This is a genomic window from Flavobacterium salmonis, assembly GCF_903819435.1.
Classification (GTDB): domain Bacteria; phylum Bacteroidota; class Bacteroidia; order Flavobacteriales; family Flavobacteriaceae; genus Flavobacterium; species Flavobacterium chungangense.
This window is the reverse complement of record NZ_CAIJDP010000052.1, coordinates 22,869-47,799: the sequence shown is the minus strand read 5'-3', so window position 1 is coordinate 47,799 and position 24,931 is coordinate 22,869. Positions and strand designations below refer to the sequence as shown.

Annotated in this window: 12 protein-coding genes; 1 reads left to right on the top strand and 11 read right to left on the bottom strand. The window is 34.2% G+C overall.

Features of this window, described 5'->3' with window-relative positions; translation table 11 throughout:
* The first annotated feature begins 59 nt into the window (after positions 1 to 59).
* Positions 60 to 2,003 (top strand): glycoside hydrolase family 97 protein, encoded by a 1,944-nt coding sequence (locus FLACHUCJ7_RS01845; protein ID WP_180907730.1) that lies wholly within the window; start codon positions 60 to 62, stop codon positions 2,001 to 2,003.
* Between the two features lie 111 nt (positions 2,004 to 2,114).
* Here FLACHUCJ7_RS01845 and FLACHUCJ7_RS01840 read toward each other — a convergent pair whose 3' ends face one another.
* The 11 genes from FLACHUCJ7_RS01840 to FLACHUCJ7_RS01790 all read right to left on the bottom strand — a co-directional run bounded on the left by FLACHUCJ7_RS01840 (position 2,115) and on the right by FLACHUCJ7_RS01790 (position 24,322).
* On the bottom strand, positions 2,115 to 4,280 hold the full coding sequence (locus tag FLACHUCJ7_RS01840) for a beta-glucosidase family protein (protein WP_180907729.1): 2,166 nt from the start codon (positions 4,278 to 4,280) through the stop codon (positions 2,115 to 2,117).
* A gap of 673 nt (positions 4,281 to 4,953) precedes the next feature.
* Positions 4,954 to 6,402, bottom strand: a complete 1,449-nt coding sequence (locus tag FLACHUCJ7_RS01835; protein ID WP_180907728.1) for a RagB/SusD family nutrient uptake outer membrane protein — start codon at positions 6,400 to 6,402, stop codon at positions 4,954 to 4,956.
* A gap of 14 nt (positions 6,403 to 6,416) precedes the next feature.
* Positions 6,417 to 9,566 (bottom strand): SusC/RagA family TonB-linked outer membrane protein, encoded by a 3,150-nt coding sequence (locus tag FLACHUCJ7_RS01830; RefSeq protein WP_180907727.1) that lies wholly within the window; start codon positions 9,564 to 9,566, stop codon positions 6,417 to 6,419.
* 100 nt (positions 9,567 to 9,666) lie between these two features.
* The gene (locus FLACHUCJ7_RS01825) at positions 9,667 to 10,182 is read right to left on the bottom strand and encodes a hypothetical protein (protein WP_180907726.1); all 516 of its coding nucleotides are present in this window, start codon (positions 10,180 to 10,182) and stop codon (positions 9,667 to 9,669) included.
* 12 nt (positions 10,183 to 10,194) lie between these two features.
* Positions 10,195 to 11,397 (bottom strand): hypothetical protein, encoded by a 1,203-nt coding sequence (locus FLACHUCJ7_RS01820; RefSeq protein ID WP_180907725.1) that lies wholly within the window; start codon positions 11,395 to 11,397, stop codon positions 10,195 to 10,197.
* Positions 11,398 to 11,842: 445 nt separating this feature from the next.
* Positions 11,843 to 15,142, bottom strand: coding sequence for a VCBS repeat-containing protein (locus FLACHUCJ7_RS01815; RefSeq protein ID WP_180907724.1), 3,300 nt, complete (start codon positions 15,140 to 15,142; stop codon positions 11,843 to 11,845).
* A gap of 53 nt (positions 15,143 to 15,195) precedes the next feature.
* Positions 15,196 to 17,406, bottom strand: coding sequence for an FG-GAP-like repeat-containing protein (locus FLACHUCJ7_RS01810; RefSeq protein WP_180907723.1), 2,211 nt, complete (start codon positions 17,404 to 17,406; stop codon positions 15,196 to 15,198).
* A 33-nt stretch (positions 17,407 to 17,439) separates the two neighbouring features.
* Entirely contained in the window at positions 17,440 to 18,924 is a 1,485-nt protein-coding gene (locus FLACHUCJ7_RS01805; RefSeq protein ID WP_180907722.1) for a vanadium-dependent haloperoxidase, read from the bottom strand.
* 168 nt (positions 18,925 to 19,092) lie between these two features.
* Entirely contained in the window at positions 19,093 to 19,635 is a 543-nt protein-coding gene (locus FLACHUCJ7_RS01800; RefSeq protein WP_078227651.1) for a hypothetical protein, read from the bottom strand.
* A 135-nt stretch (positions 19,636 to 19,770) separates the two neighbouring features.
* Positions 19,771 to 21,258, bottom strand: a complete 1,488-nt coding sequence (locus tag FLACHUCJ7_RS01795; protein ID WP_180907721.1) for a RagB/SusD family nutrient uptake outer membrane protein — start codon at positions 21,256 to 21,258, stop codon at positions 19,771 to 19,773.
* 10 nt (positions 21,259 to 21,268) lie between these two features.
* On the bottom strand, positions 21,269 to 24,322 hold the full coding sequence (locus tag FLACHUCJ7_RS01790; RefSeq protein ID WP_180907720.1) for a SusC/RagA family TonB-linked outer membrane protein: 3,054 nt from the start codon (positions 24,320 to 24,322) through the stop codon (positions 21,269 to 21,271).
* Between the last annotated feature and the right edge of the window lie 609 nt (positions 24,323 to 24,931).

Below are 24,931 nucleotides of genomic sequence, written 5' to 3'. Positions count from 1 at the left end.
TAATTATTCTTTCGATTTCCGTTACAAAAAAAAATAAAGTAATTAATCTATAGTGTGTTATGAGTTTTAAGTATGTTTTATGTTTATGTCTGTTTAGTTTTTTTAAATTAAGCGCACAGTCAGTTGTACAAAGCCCTGATGGAAAACTTAAGGTTTCTGTTTTTATCTCGAATGGAATGCCTTTGTATAGTATTTCATATAATAAAAAAACTTTCTTAGAAAATTCTCCACTGGGATTGAAAACCAATGTTGGTGATTTTACAACAGGATTAATTTTAAAAGCTGATGTTGGACAAAATAAAATTGATGAAATTTATAAGCTGCCTAATATAAAGCAGAGTGATGTTCATTATGAGGCTAATGAAGCCATATTGTCTTTCAGTAAAGATAGTAAAGCTGCTATAGATGTGGTATTTAGAGTAAGCAATAATAATGTAGCTTTTAAATATAAGGTATATCCGCAAAAGGAAGCCCGCTCTTGTGTGGTGCAGGAAGAAGCCTCCGGTTTTATACTGCCTGAAGGAACCACTACCTTTCTTTGTCCGCAAAGTAAGCCAATGACAGGGTACGCCAGAACTGCACCAAGTTATGAAACATCATACACATTAGATGCCCCAATGGGAAAAAACGGCATGGGTGAAGGATATACATTTCCATGTCTTTTTAAAGTAAATAATACTGGATGGGTTTTAATATCCGAAACAGGAGTTGACAGCGGTTATTGCGCAAGCAGACTAATTGGACATGATAAAGGATTATATACTGTAGGATTTCCAATGGCAGGAGAAAATAATGGAAACGGAACAACTGCCCCAGGAATACCGCTTATTGGGGAAACTCCCTGGCGCACTATTACAATTGGAGAAACACTGGCACCTATTGTAGAAACCACAATTCCGTTTGATTTGGTTAAACCAAAATACCAGGCTTCTAAAGAATACCAATATACCAAAGGTTCCTGGAGCTGGATAATGAAAATGGATAGTAACACTACTTTTCCGGTACAGAAACAATACATTGATTTTAGTGCAGCAATGGGATATGAAACGATCTTAATTGATGCCCTTTGGGATACTCAGATAGGAAAGGATAAAATCGCGGAACTGGCTAAATATGGTGCAGGAAAAGGTGTTGGTTTGTATTTATGGTATAATTCGAACGGGTATTGGAATGATGCTCCCCAGGGACCGAGAGGTATGATGGACAATTCGACAATCCGTCGTAAAGAAATGGCCTGGATGAAAAGTATTGGCGTAAAAGGAATTAAAGTAGATTTTTTTGGAGGAGACAAACAAGTAACCATGAAATTATATGAAGATATCCTGACAGATGCTAATGATTTTGGTATAATGGTTATTTTTCATGGCTGTACATTACCAAGAGGCTGGGAGCGTATGTATCCAAACTTCGCAGCTAGTGAGGCGGTTTTAGCCAGCGAAAATTTACATTTTGGACAAGGAAGCTGTGACAATGAAGCAATGAATGCCTCAATACATACTTTTATTCGAAATACAGTAGGAAGTATGGATTTTGGGGGAAGTGCCTTAAATAAATTTTACAACAGTGATAATATTCCCAATAAAGGCTCAAAACGAATTACTTCTGATGTGTTTGCTTTAGCAGCAGCAGTACTTTTTCAAAGCGGGGTACAGCATTTTGCATTAGCACCAAATAATTTGACTGATGCTCCGGACTGGGCAATAAATTTTATGAAAGAAGTACCCACAACTTGGGATGAAGTTCGTTTTTTAGATGGATTTCCTGGTAAATACGTTGTACTTGCCCGCCGAAAAGGAACCAAGTGGTATATAGCGGGTGTGAATGCCCAAAAAGAAATTCTAAAACTTAAGATAAAACTGCCAATGTTTGTTTCAGGATCATCGTTAATTTATTATCATGATGATGAACAATTAAATGGAAAAGTAAAAACAATAAAACTTAAAAAGAACCAGGAGGCTGAAATAATAATTCCTCGTAATGGAGGAGTACTGCTTTTGAATTAATTGTAATTTTTTTTGAAAGAGGACATCAAAAATTTTTGTCAGGCCATCAATAACAAGGTTTAATGAAAAAAGTTGCCATTTCGGCAACTTTTTTCATTATTAAGAAGTTTTTTACTTCACAGTAACAGGAAAACTACTCACGATATTTTTGGCTGATGTAGCCGTATAAAGTACAAATTCACCCGGTTCAATTTTCCAACCAGAAGTTTTTTCATCGTAAAAAGCCAGGTCTTTTACTTTTATTTTTAAATCAATCGTCTTTTGTTCTCCCGGTGAGAGGAATATTTTATCAAATGCTTTTAATTCTTTTTTAGGCCTCAAAACAGAAGGATTCGTTTGGCCTGCATACAATTGAACTACTTCTGCACCAGTGGTTCTGCCTGTGTTTTTAATATTGAATTTTACTGTTATTTCATCATTGATACCGTAGACTTTTTTGTCAGATGCAACATTTGAGATTTCAAAAGAAGTATAAGACAAACCATAACCAAAAGGATATTGAGGATCAATTCCTTTAGTGTCAAACCAACGATAACCTACCAAAATATCTTCCTCATAATTGACCTTCAAATCATGCCCGGGATAGGCACCTAAAGCATGTGCCGGAGATTGGCTTAAAGTAACCGGAATAGTAAAAGGTAATTTTCCCGATGGAAATTCTTTGCCACTCAACACATCAACAATGGCATTACCAGCTTCCATTCCGCCATACCATCCCCACACTAAGGCAGAAACGCGAGATTCAATACCCGCTAATTCAAGTGGAGAACCGGCAATAATTACGACAATCGTTTTAGGATTTGCTTTCGCTACTTCCTGAATTAAAGTTTCCTGTCCGTAAGGCAAACGCATGTGCAATCTGTCAAATGATTCTGAATCGAAATCATGGTTTAAGCCTGCAAAAACAATCGCGACATCGGATTTTTTGGCTTGAGCTACAGCTTCTTCGATTAATTTCCAATCTACTTTATCCGTGTTTAATTGACCGTCGCTGCTTCTTTCCACAACATGGGATTGCTTTTCATATCCTTGTGCAAAATTGATCTGCATTGATTTTCCGTATTTAGTGGTCATCGCCTGAAGTGGTGTTACCTCATACAAAGCTTTGATTTCTGAGCTAAATCCTCCGCCGCAATGTGTACGCGTTGCATTATCACCAATAATTGCTACTGATTTTATCGCACTCATATTTAAGGGTAAAATTGAACGCTCATTTTTCAATAAAACAGCAGCTTCGACAGCAGAACGATAGGCAGCCAGCTGGTGTTCTTTTGTATTTATAGAGCCTGTTACGCGCGTTTTAGGATCTAAAACTTTCGTTTTAATCATGACTCTTAAAATGTTCGCCACTTTTTCGTTAACAACGCTTTCTTTGATGCGTCCTTCCTGTACTGCTTTAATCAAAGGATCTGCGAAATACCAGTCATTATAATTTTCTTTTTCAGTTCCCATTTCTAAATCTAAACCAGCCAAAGCCGCTTTTTCAGTACTGTGAACAGCATCCCAATCCGACATGTAAACGCCTTTAAATTTAAATTCATCACGTAAAAGTGTTCGCCCCAAATAATCGTTTTCAGTGCAATACGAACCTCTGAATTTATTATAAGCCCCCATAATGCCTAATACTCCGGCATCTACAATTGAAGCTTTAAAACCCGGCAAATAAATTTCGCGTAAAGCGCGTTCGCTCATAGTGACATCAACAACAAAACGGTTTTCTTCCTGATTGTTGGCTACAAAATGTTTCACACAAGCCGCGACATCCTGCGTTTGCAAAGCCTTAATATAATTGATTGAAAGCTGCGAAATAAGAAATGGATCTTCGCTTAAATATTCAAAATTTCTTCCGCAAAGTGGAGAACGAATAATATTGATTCCTGGTCCGAGCAAAACGTCTTTTTTGCGAAAGCGTGCTTCTTCGCCTAAAACGATTCCACGCTGTTTAGACAGTTCCAGATTCCAACTTGCAGCCATTGCTGTTCCAGGAGGAAAACTGGTCGAAGCATCATCCGTTTGTCCGGCATATTGCCAATTATGACGATTCATTTCTGCTCTGACTCCGTGTGGACCATCAGATAAGGCCCATTCCGGAATTCCGAGATGTTTTACTTCTGAAGTGTAAAATTTAGAATTCCCATGCAGCATACCGACTTTTTCCTTCAAAGTCATTTTTTTAATTAACTGTTGGATTCTTTTTTCGGTCACAGCATCTGTTTGTGAAAAAGAGCTTTGAAAAAATACTGAAAACAAAACAATAGCCATAAATCGTAATCTCATTTTATATGTTTTAGAAAACCTTTTGGTTAAATTAAATAATTTGGGTTTTTATGATAAATGGGTAAAATAATCCCAATTAAAAGTTTTCAAAAATAGAGGAATAGAGGACATAAGGAGTGATACAAATCGAGCATTTTATATAATAAATGAAGCAGACTTGAATGAAAAAAAGCTAATTTTTTAAACTGTAATAAAAATGCATCACACTTATTATTTAATCCGTTGGGTGTAATTAGTTTTTGATAATAATTTTTCGTCAGTTCGAGTGATTTTCGATAGAAGATTGTATCGGGAACAGAAAAATTATTATTAAAACGGTTCTCGATATATTTTTTGTTCCGTTTCTCTGCACAAAAAAACACTCGAACTGACGTTTTTAATAACTACACCCAACAGGTTATTATTTAGTATAAAAATTCAGCTTAATTTCAAATGACTATTTATCTGAGTTCGATTAATAATAATTATGGATCATTCATTTTTTATCGTCATTTCGAGTGATTTTATAAGATAGCGAGATCATTTTTATAAAATAGTATCGAGAACTTTTGCAAAACGAAACTTCTCGATAGATTTTTGGTTATTAAAATATCGTTTTAGCACAAAATATTTTAGCCCAAAACACTCGAAGTGACGCCTAAATAATAATACAACTCAAATTACTTGTCTGTTTTTAAGGATTTGGTTCCATTAGTTTATTTACTGAGATTTCCCCACTTGGTATTGGCCAGATATAATTACTGCTGGTTGGCAACACCAAAGGAGCTGTACCGATCGATCCCTTTTTTGCAGGTAAGGTTTGTACTTTTCTTTGCAAATCCATCAGGCGGAAACCTTCGCCTAAAAGTTCAATATCTCTTTCTTTTTGTATGGTCGCAATCATAGCCTCTTTTGTTGCAATTTCATTTGCTGGGAAAACATAATTCGGGTCTGAACGATTTCTTACCGCTTTCAGTAAAGCCATTGATGTTACTAAATCGTCAGTATAAGCAGCTGCTTCTGCATAATTTAATAATATTTCAGCATAGCGAATTACAGGCACATAATCTCTAAAAGGTGCTGTTGTGATACTAAATTTTTTCAATACTTTTTGATTGGCTGCACTTTTACCAATAAGGCTGGAACGTGCATCAGTAGCCGAATTAAATGCGGGATCGCTAACAATACCTTCAGTTGCTAAAAAAATAATAGGTTGTGCTAAATAATTATACGCCAAAGAATATTGTGCGGAAGGTGTTTCAGTAGTAGAATTAGCAAAAGGGATAGAAAAAATTGCTTCAGTTCCTGTATAACTTCCACCAAAAATACTAGTATAATTAGGTTCTAATTTTTGGGTTAAATTTCCTTCTGTATATTGAAAAGGAAGGGTAGAAGAAACGATTTTTTTAGATTCTGTAATTACTTTCTCAAAATTGTTCTGAACTAATAAAACCCTTGTTTTTAATGCAATTGCAGTACACTTTTTAGCCCTGGAAGTATTGAGCAAAGGTGTTGAATAACTAACAGGTAAATCTATTTCTGCTTCATCTAAATCTTTCAGAATTTGCGTGTACACCATTTCTATAGAACTTCGCGCCAAATCATTATGTCCCGAAGTCGTAATTGGTGTTAATCGCAAAGGAAGGCCTAAAGAATTTTTGTCCTGATTGTAAGGTTTAGCATAGGTTTGAATCAAACTAAAATAACAAAAGGCACGAATAAATTTGGCTTCGGCAATGTAGTTCTTGGCCAGCTCTTTTGAAATAACAGTAGTTTCATTCATTTTGCTGATAAGAATATTTGAAGCATTAATTGCAGCATATCCGACTGCCCATACATTGTTTACAAAATCATTTGTTGAGGCCACATTTTGATTCCATACTGCAGAACCTGTTGCTGCATTTCCGTCGTTCTGACCAAATTGATCTGCTCGCTGTTCATTAAAAACAATGAATCGGCCACCATAAAAACTTTGATTTTGTAACTGCTTGTATAAATTATTGGTCTGAGCCAAAATCTTAGCCGGAGTGCTAAATGCTATTGATTCCGGAATACTGGTTTCAGGCTTCGTGTCTAATAAATCGTCGTTGCAAGCTGTCGTAAACATCAGAATAAAACAGCTTATTAAAATATATTTTTTCATCGTGTTTGTTTTAATTAAAATCCAATATTCAACCCCAGAGTATGCACCTGAGCGTTGGGAGGAACATTTTGATCTTTTCCTGAATTAATAGAGTTTCCATTGATAGAAACTTCGGGGTCAGAACCTCTGTATTTGGTAAAAGTGTACAGATTATTGCCTTGTAAATACACATAAATGGAGCTGAATGTATTTTTCAGAAAGGAAACTTCCAGAGGCACATTATATCCTAAGGACATATTCTTAAGTTTTACGAAAGAACCGTCTTCTACTTTTGAAGTGCTTGAAAATGAAAAACCTGCCGAAACATTATCACCATAATACAACTTTTGAATGTCTGTTTTTTGGCCGGGTGTTGTCCATCTGTTTTTTATAAATTCACCATTGTTAAAATAACGCTGATCTGAATTGGTGGCGCGTGTTCCATTATAAAGTTTATTTCCCTGTGCAAAAGTCAGGTTTACAGCTAAAACAAAATTCTTATAATTGAAAGTGTTGTTTAATCCTCCAAAAAATTTTGGTAATGAAGGTCCTTGCATGACACCATCTTTGTAATTGTCTATGGCCGGAGCAGCACTGCCATCCAGATAGGTCCATTTTGGAGATCCAATATGATTGTACTGCACTTCTTTGCCTTCGCTGTTGATAAAAACCATCTGACCGTTTTCCGGATTTACACCTTTGTTAGGCACCGCAAAAACAGATCCGATAGAATAGCCTACTCTGGTCATATTTTGTACTCCAAATACACTTGGCACAAATACATCGCTTGCTAATGAAGTCACCTTATTTTTAAGTGTGGAAAGGTTCAAATTCACATTCCAATTGAAATTTCTGGCAGTAACAGCGAGTGCGTTAATCCCTATTTCAAAGCCTGTATTGTACATCCCGCCCACATTTTCGTTGATATAACTATTCGGAATTCCTGCGGAAAGGGATTGAGGTGTTTTTAGAATCAAATCCCTGATTTTGTTATTGTAATAATCAAACTCAACGGAAATGCGATTGTTTAGCATGGCGAAATTCAGTCCTAAATCGAGTTTTGAACTTGTTTCCCATTTTAGATCAGGATTGGCAGTTTGAGAGTATCCTAAGGTTGGTGCACCACCATAAGTAGATGAATTATAGATTCCGATAGCAGGATAGTTTCCTATTTCGCTATTTCCAACAATACCATAACTGGCCCTAAGTTTTAAGTTATTCAGAAAGCCGCTTAATTTTGAATCTTTAAAAAAGGATTCTTCCAGAAGATTCCAGCTAACAGAACCACCTCCAAAATTACCGTATTTGTTTCCTTCGGATAAAGCCGATAAACCATCAATTCTATAATTTAAAGTCAGGAAATATTTGTTTTTAAAATTGTAGTTTAAGTTGGTAAAATAAGAGAGTAAAGCATTTTCTGAAAGGTCATTGCCAATAGGCGAAATATTAGCGTAACTTCCCTGGTAATTTTTATAATAAGTGTCGGTAATATTACTTTGTGAAGCTCCCCAACTCTCTATAGCTGTTTTAATTCTTTCATAACCTACAAGGATCATGAAATTGTGATTTTCATTAAAAGAATCTTTGTACGTAATGGTATTCGCCCAATCTGTTCTTGATAAATCGGTTGCTATATTGGTTGCTACACCGTTGTAGGATGCTCCTCCTCCGTGAATTGGATTTAAAAATAATTTGTTTTCCAATCCAATAGTATTCAATCCAAAACTGGTTCTGAAAGTTATTTTTTTAGTGATATCAAACTCTCCATATATATTCCCTAAAAGCGATTTACTAATTGAAGTAGTCAGATCAAGCTCCTGAACCATTGCTAAATTGTAAGCATTAATTGTACCGATAATAGACGGAATATTGGCACCATAGCCCACACTTATTCCGTTTTGGATACTATACGAACCATCAGGATTGTAAACCGGTACATTTGGAGGTAAGACATACGTCATTCTTCCTAAAGGTTCATTGGTAATATACTCTGTGTTATAAGTTGATGAAGACAACGTATTACCTGCTACAGCACCTGTATTTGGACCTACGTTTTTTGCCCTGCTGTAAGAAACATTAACACCAACCCTAATAAAATTGTTGACGTCATGACTGAGGTTTAATCGTGTCATGTAATTTTGAAACGTGTTGTTTTTTATAAAGCTATTTTGATTGGTATAGTCTGCTGAAAAATAATATTGAGTCGTTTCATTGCCTCCGGAAACATTAATGTTATGATTGCTCGAAAAGCCCGGTTCGTAAGCCACATCATACCAATTTGTATCTACGGTACTTCCATCAGCATTTTTAGAAAGGAAAAAACCGGGAGCTTTGCCTGCATTAACCAAGGCTTCATTTTTAATCATGGTATAATCTTCGGCATTCAATAATTTAGGCAAATTATAAGGAGTACTTCGGCTGAACCAGCTGTTGTAATTGAATTTAGTTTTGCCATTTTTACCTTTTTTGGTGGTAATGACCATAACACCATTCGCAGCTCTGGATCCATATATTGCGGAAGCAGAAGCATCTTTCAATACATCAACAGAGGCAATATCATTAGGATTAATCCCAGAAAGCGGATTATTGCCGACAAATCCACCCAATGAGCCGGTAAAAACAGCCACACCATCTACGACTATCAAAGGAAAAAGTCCCGATGTAATCGTATTTAAACCCCGAACGCGAATAACAGGCGTATTGTTTAACACACTTGTAGATTGAATTACATCAATTCCTGTTCCCTGACCACCTAACAACTGATCAAAACTGGTAGAAGGACGGTTTTGTAATTGCTTAGCTGAAATTGTGGATACAGAACCTGAAAATTCAGATTTTTTTTGAGACAAATAGCCACTCGAAATCAGGACTTCATCTAATTGATTTGAATCTTTGATTAATTTTACTGTTAATAAATCAAAAGAGCGTACCACAATTTCCTGTGTCGTATATCCGATATAACTCAGTTTTAATGTAAATGGTAATTTTTGATTTTCAATAACAAATTCTCCATCTTCATTAGTAGTAATTTCTTTATTTTCAGATAGAACTGTTGCGCCAATTAATGGCATATTGTCTTTGGCATCTACAATTACCCCTTTCAAATTTTGCTGTTGCGCATAGATCTGTGTACTAAGCAAAAAGAAAAAACTGAGCAGTAATTTTAAATATTTTTCTAATAACATATTATAAATATTGATTTTAATATTAAAATTTAAATTAGGCAGTAGTTAGTCAGTATTTTTATTGTAGCAGCTATGCTCAACACTTTCTGGAAACATCCCATTATTTGTTTAAAATTTGATGATTACCTGATTGCGTAGTTACTCCGAATTTGTCCTGCTCTTTTTCCAAATTCATTGCTGCATAATAATCCTCATTATATTTTCCGGAGATAACAAGTGCACCCGCAACCAAAACAAGATTTTTAATAATGTATTGACCCGCCAGCGTAGGTTCGTAAGGGAAGATCTCAAAACAGCTGGATTGCAGCATAAAAATAGGAGTGAGGGTTGCTATCATGTGCAATAAAAGCAGCAGAATTGTTTCCGGAATCCATTTCCTAACAAGTAACCCTAATCCAATAAAGACTTCACAAACTCCAAGTATTGGGATAAAAAATTCTGGTTTAAACCAAAAAACGGTTTTTTCTACTAAATCGCCCGCCGGGCTGACTCCGAAGATTTTCAGAATTCCAAACCAAATGTAAATTATCGCTAATGCAATGCGCATTAAGCTGACACCATGCGTTCCTATTTTATTACTTAATAAGAAATAGAAAAATTTAAAAGTAGTTTTCATTTCTATATGTTATTATGGCATGGTTACTTTCATCTTTTTACCTAAAGTAAATCGGTAAGAATATCCTAAATTGATAGAATAATCTGCGAAAGCAGCATCCCCTTGGACATGAACTTTTTTGGCTGGATCGGTAATAACAGAATTTTGTAAATCCTGACTGGCGATATCGGCAGCACTCTGGATACGGTTTTTTACGATATTATAGGGAATAAATAAGCTGAAATTATGTTTTCCTACATGATAAGAAAAACCATATTCTATCGCTATAACATATCCAGGGCGACGATAAGCTACCTGTCCTCCAAAAGCATCATAAGCAGGGATGCCTTCAATTCTTCCGGCCAGCGAGACATTAAAATTTTCTTTTTTGTCTATTGCTGCAGATACACCGGCCCTTGCAAAATATTGGTCTGGGCAGGCATAAATTTCATAACCCTCTAAACCTGCTTTTGGAGCCGATTTAAATGTGCCATTTGATTCTTTAGGGTTAAATAAATAATATCCGTTTGCAAATCCGTACAAACGTCCCGTTAACTGCCTGAATATTTGTGCCTCTACTGAAATTCCAACACCGCCATCTCCTGGCTGAATAGCCTGATCCATTATCACACTTTTTGTTGTTCCATCTGTTTGTGGTGCATCATCCATTTTATCATGGCTGCCAGTGTTTAATTTTACTCCTAATCCTAGCATTAAATTGCCTTTATGAGCCGTTTTTGGGTCAAAAAACCAGTAGTTAACACTTAGTCTTGCATCTGCAAAACCTTGTGCGTAAACACTGTATCGAAGAGTATCTTTTACAGGAGTTGCTTGCCTTAAAACCTGAGAACGTTCATTATTTACATAAGGCAAAGTGGCATTGATCTGGATTCTGTTGGTTATTCCGTATGAAAAATTAAAATCTACCGCATGTGAATAAATGTTTACGGCATTGCCTCTCTCCACACCATTTTCGTCATGACCACCGCCTGTAGTCTGGCGTTCTAATTGTTCTTCCTTACCAACAAAGTGTCTCCAGGAATGAAAATAACGGTAATTTGCCCCTACCTGAAATTCTCCTTTGTCTAAATTATAAGAACTGGCAGAATTCATAAAAAGTCCACCCATTTGCCGAACGGCAACACAACCCTGAGCAATGGTTTTTTCTGTTTGAAAAGTGATTAAAATAAATGCTGTAAAAATAAATGAAGTATATAATGATGGTATTTTTTTCATGATTTTAGTTGTTTTAATGAGCATAAAAAATATTGATGTCTTATTTTGTTTATACAAAATCATTACAATAAAATTGCCCAATGTTTATAAAGACTACTATTCATTAAATGAATTAGTCCTGATTGGTCATATTTCCAAAAGAAAAATTATGGCAGATAATATCGCAGGTAAAATTTTAGAAAAAACATGGAATATTATAAACAAGGTTCTTGGTTAAATTGAAATAGTTTTTTGAATTATTTCAAAATTGCCTGTTCAAACAGTCTGGGTCTTCAAATATTGAATTACTAATTTATAGTATCTAAAAACAATTCCTTACAAGATCTTTTTTGATCTTGTAAGTACTGTATTAACTTAACATCTGAAAGTTAAAATTCCATTTCACATGAAATCAGCAAATCAATTTTGTCCTAGACAATAACTATCACAGCTGTCTGTAGGAAGCCTAATTAATTCTGATACTTTGCAAAAACGAATTGTTATTGGTTACGAGAAAGTAATTTTTGTCTTTTACTTTAATTTTTTCCATGTTTTTAACATCTCCGGGAGTAAAGAATCCGCTTTTAACTGCTGAGACAGGTAGGAACGCACCTTTACCATTTCCTTTTAAAAACAAACCATGACCGGCATCATTTCTTGGTGTTTCCACTTCAGAATTAAACATATTCCCTGTAATTAAAGCATCAAGGTTTCCATCCTTATCGTAGTCATCAACGGCTATTTGATTGATACAGCTAATTTGTGCCTGAATAGGTAGTTTATGGATGACAAATTTTCCATTTCTGTTTTCCAGATAGATACTTGCAAAAGATTTTACTTTATAATGCAAGGCTTCTTTAAGTGATTTTTCTGTGTATACATCGACCAAAGTAGCTTGTGAAAAACTTTCGTAGTCCTTGAATTTCTTTTTGATATTTGGGATTTGTTGAGAGGAACAGCCACGACCACGTACTGGATATTGCTTACCATCATTATAGTAACTTAACACAATATCTTTGTGTTTGTCATTATCAAAATCTTTTACAAAAATATCAAAGGTTTCATTTGGAGTTGCCTGATATTTATAATTCAAACCATTATTTCCAACAATATAATCCATGTCACCATCCTTGTCAAAATCGCCTTGCTGAATGCTCCACCACCAACCGGTAGTATCATCAGTAAGACCCATGTTTTTTGTAACTTCTTTGAAACCTGATTTGGTATTTTGAAAAACACGTATTGGCATCCATTCGCCCACGACAATAATATCATCTAATTTATCATTATTAAAATCGGTAATTACAGCACTTGTAGACATTCCTAAATTAATAAATTCTTTGGGTGACTTTTTAGAAATTTCAAATTTGGGTTGAGCTGCAGTACTAATATTACGCAACAAATAAGTCGTGGCAGGTGAAGGATATTGTCCTGGAACCTGTCTTCCTAATACCAAAAGATCTTTTTTTCCATCTTTATCATAGTCAATTGGATATACTTTTGAGCCACTCGTTAGCATTGTTGGCAAAACTCCTTTTGGTGCTTTGGTAAAATCTCCTTTTCCATTATTGAGGTATAATCTGTCTTGTAATTTTGGATCTTTAATCAAAAATTCATAACCACCGCTCACTACGTATAAGTCATTATCGCCGTCATTATCAGCGTCAAAAATCGATGCCCCTGCATCTTCACTAAATTTATCTTCCTCAAACGCCTGAATATTTTTTTCTGTAAAACCTTTTGCAGTTTGTAAAAATATTTTTCCTGTATAGCCAGAAGAACCTCCAATAAAATAATCATCAAGCCCATCTTTATTTAGGTCACCTACAATAATACAAGGTCCAAAAGTAGACATTTTATGAGGCAGCAAAACTTGATCTTTAAAATCATCATATTTGTTTTCTTCGTGTTTGAAAGCTGGAAAAACTCCATTTTCTGTTGTAAAAAGAGCATTTTTAGCAATTGTTTTCGATGCTGTTTCTTCTGTGGCATCCTGCTCTTTGAAGTTTAAGGTTTGGTTCGCTTTAACATTGTATAACTTTTGCACCTTACCATTAGTCCAGACTACTTTTACTTCGTCGATTGTTTTGTCTTTTGCTAAACCAAAATGCAATTCTGGAGCTACTGATGACTGAAATCCTCTTGTTAGGGTAAGCTCTTGCATTTGGGTTCCTTTTTTTGTCCTTATATAAACACGATTCCCCAAACCAAAAGTATTTTTTGAATTTCCTTTGAAATTTACCTTGATGTAATTATTGATTTTAGAACTTGAATTTTCAAAAACAGAGGCATAATCGTCGATATTGTTTACTACTAAATCTAAATCGCCATCGTTATCTAAATCACTATAGGCTACACCATTTGAAAAGCCTTTATATTCAATTCCCCATTTTTTATTTACTTGTTCAAAATTTAAATTTCCTTTATTTTGATACATGAAATTATCAATTTTCTCAGAAGGAATTTCCTGCGTTTTCTTAAGTAAGTCTTTTGGTTTTAAATTTAAAGCTTCCAGTTTATTAAAGAAATCATTATTATTAATTTCTCTTCGGGTTCCGTTACTTACAAACAAATCTTTGTTACCGTCATTATCAAAATCCGCAAATAAAGGTCCCCAGCTCCAGTCAGTAGATGAGGTTCCTGTAATGCGGGATACATTGCCAAAATGCGGAATTCCGTTTTCATTTACTCCTGTGTTGAGCTGCATGCAATTGTGCATATATTGGTAATTAAAACCGGCATCAACTACGTCCCAAAAAAGCTGTGGATTCATACTGGACATATTCGCTTTTTTACGGCGATTGTCCTTAGCATCCATGTCTACCTGAAAAACATCTAGATTTCCATCGTTGTTAAAATCAGAAATATCGACACCCATTCCGTAGAAAGAGTTATGTGCCATTGCTTGTTTTACCACTTCTTTAAAAGTACCATCCTGATTATTGATGTACATAAAATCGGGTGAGTTGAAATCATTTGAAACATATATATCAGGCCAGCTGTCATTGTTTAAATCACCAATTGTTGCACTTAATGACAGTCCATAAGCTTTTACACCTGCTTCTTCGGTAACATTAGCAAAATGATTGCCGTCATTTCGGTATAAATGTCCTGTTTCATTGTCTTTGACATGAAGCATCATCTGTACATAGTCCCGGGTTGCGGAGCTGAATTTTGTAGGCGGGTAGTTGGCTACAAATAAATCTAAATCACCATCTTTATCATAATCAAAAAAGGTGCCCTGAACACTATTTCCTATATCATCAATTCCGTATTCTTTAGCTTTTTCTGTAAAGGTTCCATTACCATTATTGATGTACAATTGATTGTTTTTTGGACCAAACTTTCCGCTTACACTACAATAAATATCTAAAAAACCATCTCCGTTTACATCTGCCATAGTTACTCCATTGTACCAACGCGTATCGCCTCCAACACCTGCTTTTTTGGTAATATCTTCAAATTTTAGATTCCCTTTGTTTAAATACAATTTATTTGATACCTGATTTCCGGTAAAGAAGATATCTACCAGGCCATCATTATTAATATCACCTGTAGCAACTCCTCCTCCCAAATAAATATAATTGTAGGTGAAGTAATTCAGGGAATCATTTTCTGTCAAATTATTGCTAAAATCAATTCCTGTATCAGCACGGTCTAAAGAAGAAAATATAACTTCATCTGATTCTCTATCAGAACAGCTAACAAGCAATAATAAGCTTAACAGGCTAAAAAAAACTACTTTTATTTTTTTTGTATTTTTCATTTTTATAATAATAAAATTTATCTCTTAAATGTTTAAAACTCCCATTTACTGTATCAAATACAAATAGAGGATTTTGCTCCGGCAGTTGGAAAAACTGTTTTTTTAATATTTACTTTTGAAAAGTTTTTTTCTCCCTCTGTAATTTTAATGTATTGATTTGGCTGTATGTTTTTAAACACTTGCTTCTTCTGGTTTTTTTGCCAGGTAATTTCAATTTGATCAATAATTCTCGCTTGTCCAATTCCAATTTCCATTCTTAAGGCTGATGCCCCAAAACTTCCACCTGAATTTACTATCCTGTATACAGATCTTGAAACACCATTTTCCCTGAAACTGACTTTTATTTTTGTTCCAATAGCAGAACGGTTGCTGTCTGTACCTTCTAATTGCAATTTTATCCAGCGATTAGTGTTTTGACCAGGATTCAGGTATAAGGAATTACTGAAAGCATCTCCTGCATAAGCACCTCCAACTTCTATAAAAATATCTGTATCTCCATCATTATCCAGATCATTCAGGGCTACGCCATGACCTTTTTGCAAATTCCCTACCCGCCCGGAAACAGTAACATCAGCAAATTTTCCGTCACCCATATTTCTAAATAATTTATTAGGAATTAGAGATTTATAATCTGGATTTCCTGTTCCGAGGTACATGTCCAAAAAACCATCATTATCAATATCTCCAAAATTGGAACCCATTGCAAATACGGTCTTATTTAGCCCTGATGCTTTAGAAACATCTGAGAATGTGCCATCATGATTATTGTGATACAAATACATTTTGCTGCTATTATTACGGATATTCAATGCTTCCATTGCAAATTCTCCTCCTATAGAACCATCATATTGATAGCCACAAACAAAAATATCCTGCCAGCCATCATTATCATAATCCCAAAACCATGTTGGAAAAGTCATTACATTGATTCCTGCTAAACCTGCCTGATCTGTAGCATCTATAAATTGTGGAATACCATTTTTGATTCCTGTATTTTTTAATAATATTTTCCTTTTATCCATTCCGGAAAGAAATAAATCAATATCGCCGTCATTATCATAATCTGCTGATGTTGCTCCTTTTATATAACTGACAATATCACATTTAGCGGCATGGGCAACATTGGTAAATGTTCCGTCCTGATTATTCAAATACAATTCAGAAGGGTAGGATTCATCATGTGATGACTCGTTACCAATAAATAAGTCTAAATAGCCGTCATTGTTAAAATCATTCCACGTACCAGCCTGAGTAGGAAATTCAGAATACAACCCACTTTTAATAGTTACATCAGTAAAAGATCCATCACCATTGTTACGTAACAGCGAGTTAGGCTGTCTTCCGAATTTACGCATCCAGGCACCTCTCAAAACAAAAATATCGGTATCGCCATCATTGTCATAATCAGCTTGTATCATATTCAATCCTCCTTTGAAACGCCCTATTTCAGATGCTTTGGAATAATCACTATATTTCCCTTTTTGGTCATTTTGATAATAATGCATGACTCCATCCAGACTCCAGTCAGAGGTCACAATATCTAAATAATTATCATTGTTGAAATCATCAACAATAACTCCACCAGACATATTCCTGGTTTTTATGCCAACATTTGCAGCAACATCCATAAAAGGTTTTATTGTATATCCTGAATTATCTTTATTTAGATTAGGTATCAGCCACTGTTTGGGAACATTCAAGGGATATCCGTCTATGGTCATATAAGCAATATTCAGCAGCCATCTCGATTCATAATCATTAGGATTTATATCCAGTAATTTTTTATAAATTTCAATTGCTTTTTGAGAACCTTGACGTATAGTATGAATTCCACTTTTTTGTATTGGAATAATACACGATTCCGGATTATGGTAATTGACGCAATTTTGTTTTTCTGCCAGTCTCATATAAGCAATTGCTAAAAAAATTAATGACTGAGGGTTATCTCTGCCATCAATTGCTTTTTGTCTTTTGATTGCACTTTCAATAATTGAGACTGCTTCTGATTCTTTACCGAGTTTTAATAATGCATTTCCTTTATTTATTTCATTATATAATTTTAAATGTCCCTCATAGGAATTTTTAATTATTGAATCAAAATAAAGGATCTCTGCGTTTGTAGCAAATGGATTTTTTCTAACATTATACATTCTATTCCTGGCCTCCAAAATGTTAACCATTTTGTCATTAGGATTAGAAAAATAATCGCATGACTGTGTCAAAATAGATAGTATCGATAGCAATATTAACTGTTTAATTTTCATAATTAAAACATTTTAGATTGGTTAATCGTGCTATTATTTATCGAATTTTTTGTTTCCTATATGAAAATTATAAAACTTCCAAACTTCATGAGCCACATTTCTGCCCAGCTTGAGTCCTTCAACATTATCTGCCTGGATATGATAGCCTCCCATTACTCTGGAAATCCCCGCCATATTTGCTGTTTCTGTGAAGGTTGGGAATTTTAGAACAACAGGTTTTCCAATGTTGTTTGGTTCTGTCATTGACCCTGGGGTACTACAGATTGCAGATTCTCCAAAAGTATCACTTCCGGTCCATAATTTTAATGCTTCACCACAACCACCACTAATTGTACTATGTCCGGAAACATAACCCGGAAAAGCGGGACATAAAAAAATATCTGGTGAGTAAGGTCTCCAATCTTGGCCTTTCATTTCTATATTTCCAAAACCAGGTCCCCCCCAGGCTTTTATAGTCTGATCTTTATAATAATGATGTACTAAAGCATAAGGACGGGCAAAATCATAAAACATTTTTGTATCCCAACACGCTATAAAACAATCCATTGCAGTTACCTGATTATAGAAAAACATTTTTACATCCTGATCTAAAGTATGCTTATCACGTCTGGAAACATCCTGGGCAAACTTTAACCAATGTCCGGCTTGTTGTACTGATTTTGGACCATCACGCATAAATTCTACCAATGCTTTTTGTTCGTTGGTTAGATTATATTGTAAATCAAGTAGTTCTTTAACTTCATTTTTAAGTTGTTCTGAATCCAATGCAGGTGGGGGTATAGGGCGAAACTGATCACCAGATTTTAATCCTACAGGTTTTACTTTGTTCCAAAATGGAGTGGCACAGCCTGGCGCAAACTTACCGCCTTTTCCATCTGAAAAATATTTTGGCTGCCAATGAATTACATCAATCATTTCATCTGGAGAATTGACTGGATTATAGTTTACATAGTTAAAATAGGGAGTTCCATTCGAACCATTTTCTTCTCCATATTGATTTGATCCATCATGTTTTCTTGCTTCAATTACAGCTTTTGCGGCTAAATTTCCTATTCCTACAGGCGTTTTAGGATCGAGTGATTTATCATTAGGATCCAAGCCTAATTTGACCATAAAAGCGACAAACAAATCTTTATCCGAAAAATAATATTCACATAATGCATTATAGGCAGCATAACTAATAGCAATCTCTTTATTTTTGAGTGTTTGTTCTTTATTAGGTCTTCTTTCTGTATCTTTTAAATATACAGGAATTGCTTTTTGATCATAACGACTCCAGGCATCAAAAACAGCAACAAATGTCAATCCAAGAAAACGAGAAGTTACTGTTGGTCTTGGTTTAAATCTATCGGTATCATTACCAGTGGCAAGTACTGCTATTTCTGACCATTTATAGGCCATATTGTTTTCTCCTGTTGTTTCTTTAATTTTAGTTTTACTCTCTTTGGTTTGAGCAAATATGGATGTAGTTAAAGTACCAAATAATAGTACTTTAAATAGTAATTTATGAATTTTCATTTTGGTGGTTTTATATGGTTTTTTGATAGTTTTCTTTCAATTAGAATTAATTGAGTGTTGTATGTCAAAATCTTAAATAAACAATTCAGTCTTAAGTTAAAAACTAAAGATTTAATGCAAGAGCATGATTGATTAAAAAGGCTATTTATATTTTAACACCAGGAAATACTATACCATATTTGGAGGAGGGTAATTGGTAGTAAAATATCCGGAAAGAAGATCTTCTTTTGGACTGTATGAATTTAAAGTAACAGGAAAAACTAATTTAGTTGTAGTACTTACTAAATTAATTGTATCATTAGGAATGTAATCCTGAATAAAGGATTTTATCAATTTTTTACTTGGATTTTCTTTATTTGAGTCGGTATCAAATATTTGACTGTCGACAATTTTTTTTAAATCATTACTCAAAACCTCTCGGTGAGAGTTCTTTAGGCAATATAATTTTAAAACATTGTTTAGGATTCTTTTCTTAAAAACATGGTAGGTCTTATTTTCGATTACTAAGTCTTCATTAACTTCTTCAAAGCCAGAATCTACAACATAAGCATAGGGGTTAATTTTAATTTCAATTATTTCAAAATTTGCGTTGTCAGTTTTTTCCATAGCATTCACCCACACTTGCTGTTGTTGTTCAGCAAACATGATATAAAATCCTAAAACATTGTAAAACAATGTTACGATTAAAAAAAGTGATGCAATTCTTTTCATATAAAACTGTCAGTATACTAATTACTTTATTTAAATAGGCTTAAGTTATTTTATATAAACTGTAGAAAGTAAATAAACAGCGCACTTAACATGCGCTGCTTTCAAATACTAACTCAACCTAAACTAACTTAATTTTTAGTAACCAGGATTATTATCACTTGGTTTTATATTCGGATTAGAAGATGTTTCTCTGTTTGGTATTGGCCATAATTCACTTTTACCAACCTGAAAACCTTTACTTTTTAGTAGCGGATCAGTACCTGCCAGACCCCATCTTATAAGATCATCAAAACGAACTTGCTCTCCAGCTAATTCTACCTTACGTTCGTGAATAATGGCTTTAAAAACATCATCCTTTGTTGCTGGAATATTAGTTATTAAACCAGCTCTGTCCCTAACTTCTTTTATATAAGCTATAGCAGCTGTTTGTGAACCTCCTGTTCTTTGATTTTCACATTCCGCTTTCATAAGTAATACATCTGAATAACGCATAACTTTAAAGTTAATGCTCGATTGTTGTAATTCGGATACTCTCTTATAGTAATTTTGGTATTTTTTCCAGCCTGCTCTTCTAGTACCATTACCAAAATTTGCAGCCGTCATAGTATTTGCCCCTTTATTATATTTTGATCCTGGAACATAAAAAGTATCCCCGAAACGAAGATCACCAGCTTCATATTCATCTAACAGATCATCCGTTGGACAGACATTATACCAATCTAAGTTACCATATTCCTGGCCTCTAAGTGTCGATTCAGCTTTCCCTTCACCTGAAGTGTCACTACCCCATTTATCACCTACTCCTAAAGTTTCATCATATTCAATCTCAAAAATGGATTCCGGACCATGCTCTGTTTCATCCATAAAATTATTATAAAATTGACCTTTAGGTTCTAATGTAAATCCTGCAACATTATTAAAAGCAGCTAAAGCTTCATCATATTTCTTTTGATACAGAAGTACTTTTCCTAAATAAGCAAAGGCAGCCTCTTTAGTAGCTCTTCCTTTTTGTTCAACGTCTTTACTTAATAAGTTTTTTGAAGCAAAGTCAAAATCCTCTTCTATCAATTTATAAACTTCAGCTTTGGGACTTCTGGCCTTACCAACAATAGTCTGTTCTGTATAAATTGGTAAATCACCAAAACGTGGCAGTAGTAGAAAATAATAATAGGCTCTCAAAAAATGAGCTTCCGCTAAAAATTTTTTCTTTTTTTCTTCAGATATAATTGAAGTTTGTAAAGCATTAATCTTTTCTTCATTATCCAACACAAAATTGGCTTTCGATATTCCTAAAAAACAGGTATCCCAATAGTACTGAATAATATCACTACTTGCATCAAAACTAAAATTCCCAAAAGGTTTTTTATTACCTTCTAACCCACCATTTCCTTGGTTTTCTCCAGACATTAGATCTAAAGCAAAGAAAATATGTCTTGCGTAAAGTCCTCTGGTTTGCAAATTGGCATAGGCTGCATTTACAGATGACTGTATCTGGCCTTCTGTTTTAAAGAAAGTTTCAGGTAGTAAGGCATTTGGATTAGATAATTCTAAATCCTTAGTGTCACATGAATTTATTGTAAAAATTGCAGACAATACTACAACTGTATATTTTATTTTTCTCATTATTTTAATATTAAAATGAAACATCAAAACCAAAAATTACTGATTTAGGTTGTGGATATCTTCCTAAATCTATTCCAGCAGAATTTGCATTACCATCTGTACGTGTTATTTCAGGATCTAAACCAGAATAATTCGTAATAGTAACTAAATTTTGTCCACTTAGATAAAATCGTACTTTTGAAAAATACTTACTAAATGCATCTCCGGAGAATGTATATCCTATAGTCACGTTTTTTAATCGTGTATAGGAACCATCTTCAATGTATCTCGTACTTGAAGACCCTGCATTTTGACTTACACCAACAGCTTTTGGAAGTGTTGCTGATGGATTTGAAACAACACCACCTGTAAGAGCTCCAGGACCTCCACTACTATTAGGAATACCGCCTGTAATTATTGATCGCCCCATAACATCAGTACTTGCTCCAAACAGACGATCCATACTCTCTAAGTCAAATTTATTTGCATTAAAAATATCATTACCCTGAACTCCTGATATAAAACAGTTGAAATCAAAATTTTTATAACCAGCAGTAAGATTCAAACCGTATGTGAAATCTGGATATGGATTTCCAATATCTGTTTTATCGCTTGAGTTAATTACCTGATCACCATTACGATCAACAAATCGAATATCACCTGGTTGAACAGCAGTCTGAGTGCTACCAAGAGCAGCAGCAACTTCTGCCTGGTTTTGATAAATTCCGTTGGTTTCATAACCATAAAAATAAAATAATGGTTTACCAACTTCTAATCTTGAAAAATTCTCTAAACCAGCACGAGGTACAGGTCCGCCTAAAACACTTGTAACACCTGGAGCTAAAGCCGTTACTTCATTTTTACTAGTCCCCAGATTAGCTACTGCAGACCAGGTAAAATCACCTTGTCTGTCATTGTAACCTAATGAGACTTCAAAACCGGTTACTTTTACATCGGCAATATTTTGTATTTGAGTTCCTCCCGGAGCACCAGTAGAAGTAGCAAGTGGTACAGCAAAAAGGATATCACTACTTTTATTGTTAAAATATTCGATAGATCCCGTAAATTTTTCATCAAATAATCCAAAATCTAAACCTATATTTCTGTCATTTTTGGACTCCCATTTTAAATCTGGATTAGGAGCACTTCCAGAAGTAGTACCTAAACCTGCCTGACCATTAAATGGATATGTATAATTTGTATTTAATGCGGAAGCATATCTGTAATCCTCAATTTTATCATTACCCGTTGTACCAATAGTTCCTCTAAGCTTCAGTGTACTGAAAACAGAACCTGCCATAAAACTTTCTTTTGCTATATTCCAACCTAAAGCAACAGAATAGAAATTACCAAAACGTTTATTAGCTCCAAAACGTGATGAACCATCTCGACGTCCGGAAACAGCAAATAAATACTTTTCGTTATAATCATAGTTAATACGGGCAACATAGCCTAAATTATTTGTCTCATAATTAGCCGAAGTTAAAGTTGGATCGGTAATACTTAACTGATCAATGTCATTGGAAATATAATTGCGGCTACCACCAGTAACATTACGGCTTTTATTCTCAATTTTAGTTATAACACCTAAAACTTCAATATTATGTTTCTCTGCAATAGTAGTTTTATATGTTAAACTATTATCAAAAACAATGGTTTGGCCTTGAGAGTTAATTTCTGCAGTTGAAGAATAATTTTGAAAGTTTGTACCTTCAAAGAAACCTGGTACAAATGTATGGTCTCTATTTTGATAATAATCTAAAGAAACTTGTGATCTAAACTTCAAGCCTTTGTAAAGTTCCAATTCTGCAAATATATTTCCTATTAAAGAAGTTCCATTGATCTCCTGATATCCATTATTTGCAACACGTACAGGGTTTTCTGCATCATTTGTGCCGTCGATATCTTTAATTACACCTTCGTATCCGCCTAAGTTATTAGCATTGTGAACAGGGATATAGGGAGCCATTTTGATTGCGTGTTCTAATAATGTTCTACCTCCTGAAGCACGCTCTGGATTTGTTTTGTTAAAGGATATTCCAATACTGCTTCCGATAGTCAATTTACCAATGTTTTGGGTGTTATTTGACCTGAAAGAATAACGTTCGAAACCCGTTCCAATAATAGATCCTTCTTGCTTTAAATATCCTGCAGAATAACGGCTTGTTGAATTTTCCGTACCATTTGAGAAACTCAAATTGTAATCCTGCATCAAACCAGTCTGAAAAATTTCGTCCTGCCAATTTGTATTTACATTACCAAATTGAGCAGCTCTTGCCGTTAAATCCTGGTTAAAAGCATCTTTAGCATACTTAAGATATTGTTGCGTATTTAGAACATCATATCGCTTAGTAACCGTTTGAAAACCTACATAAGAACTAAAATTCAGCTGACCAGGACCTTTTTTTCCTTTTTTGGTAGTTACCATAATTACTCCATTAAAAGCTTTTGAACCATATAAAGCAGTTGTGGAAGCATCTTTTAGAACAGACATGGATTCAATATCACTTGGATTTAATCCTGATAAATTACCCACCAAAACTCCATCAACTACATATAATGGAGTATCATTATTCATTGTAGCTATACCACGAATTTGAACTGTTGGGCTCGAACCAGGTGCACCATTGATAACTGTAACACCCGCTGCTCTACCTTGTAAGGCAGACTCAGCGTTGGTAATAGGCACTGCTACTATATCTTTTGAACTTACTGTTGAAATTGCTCCGGTTACTTTAGTTCTTTTTTGTGTACCGTAAGCTATTACAACTTCATTTAAGGTTTGTGTGGATTCGGCTAGTTTAATATTAATGACACTCTGATTACCAACGGTAATTGTTTGTGAAGTTAGACCTACAAATGAATATGTTATTTTGTCTGTATCATTTACTCCTTGTAAAGAGTATTTACCATCAAAATCTGTTGATGCGCTATTTTTTGAGCCTTGTACATTAATACTGGCGCCAGGCAAGGGAACTCCTGAAGGATCCGTAACCACACCTTGTATGGTCTTTGATTGTGCCATCACATTTTGAGTGCTAACTATTAGCAATGCGATTATTGCAAATTTTATTTTTAACATCATAGTTAATTGGTTTTTTGTTTAGTTAAATAATTGTCTGGATGTAAAGTTGTTATTTATTAATATTGACTATAGTTTATTTATACTCTTAAATTTCGAAAGTCACTAAATAATAAGTTCTTCTTAATTTAGATTTCTCAAATCATATTTTACTGTTTAATTTTTGATTTAAAAAAGAGATACTCAATAAATAAATTGTTTTCATTTCATGCTTATAAATTGTTTTAAAGTTGTTAATAATGTTTTTAGTTAATTTTAATATTGTTAATCCAAAAATAGAGTCTTAACATAAATTTCACATACTACAAATGATGCAAAAACTATCAAATTTGTAGCATTATACGTGTAAAAATAATATATACAGCGTTTTATGCTTGTTTTAAAGGAAATGTAAATAGGGTATTATCAATAATTATTCTTTATTTTTTTGGATAGCAAAAAAATAAAAGACTATTTATCCATATTTAATAATTCTTAAAAATAAAATGTAAGAAGAAAAAGCAAAAAATACTTTTAATTTTAAGTTGTCGTTTTAAATTAAAATGACAATATTAAATTTTATTCAACTTAAAATTTTAGGAAAAAATCAGACAAAATTTGATTTTGACACAA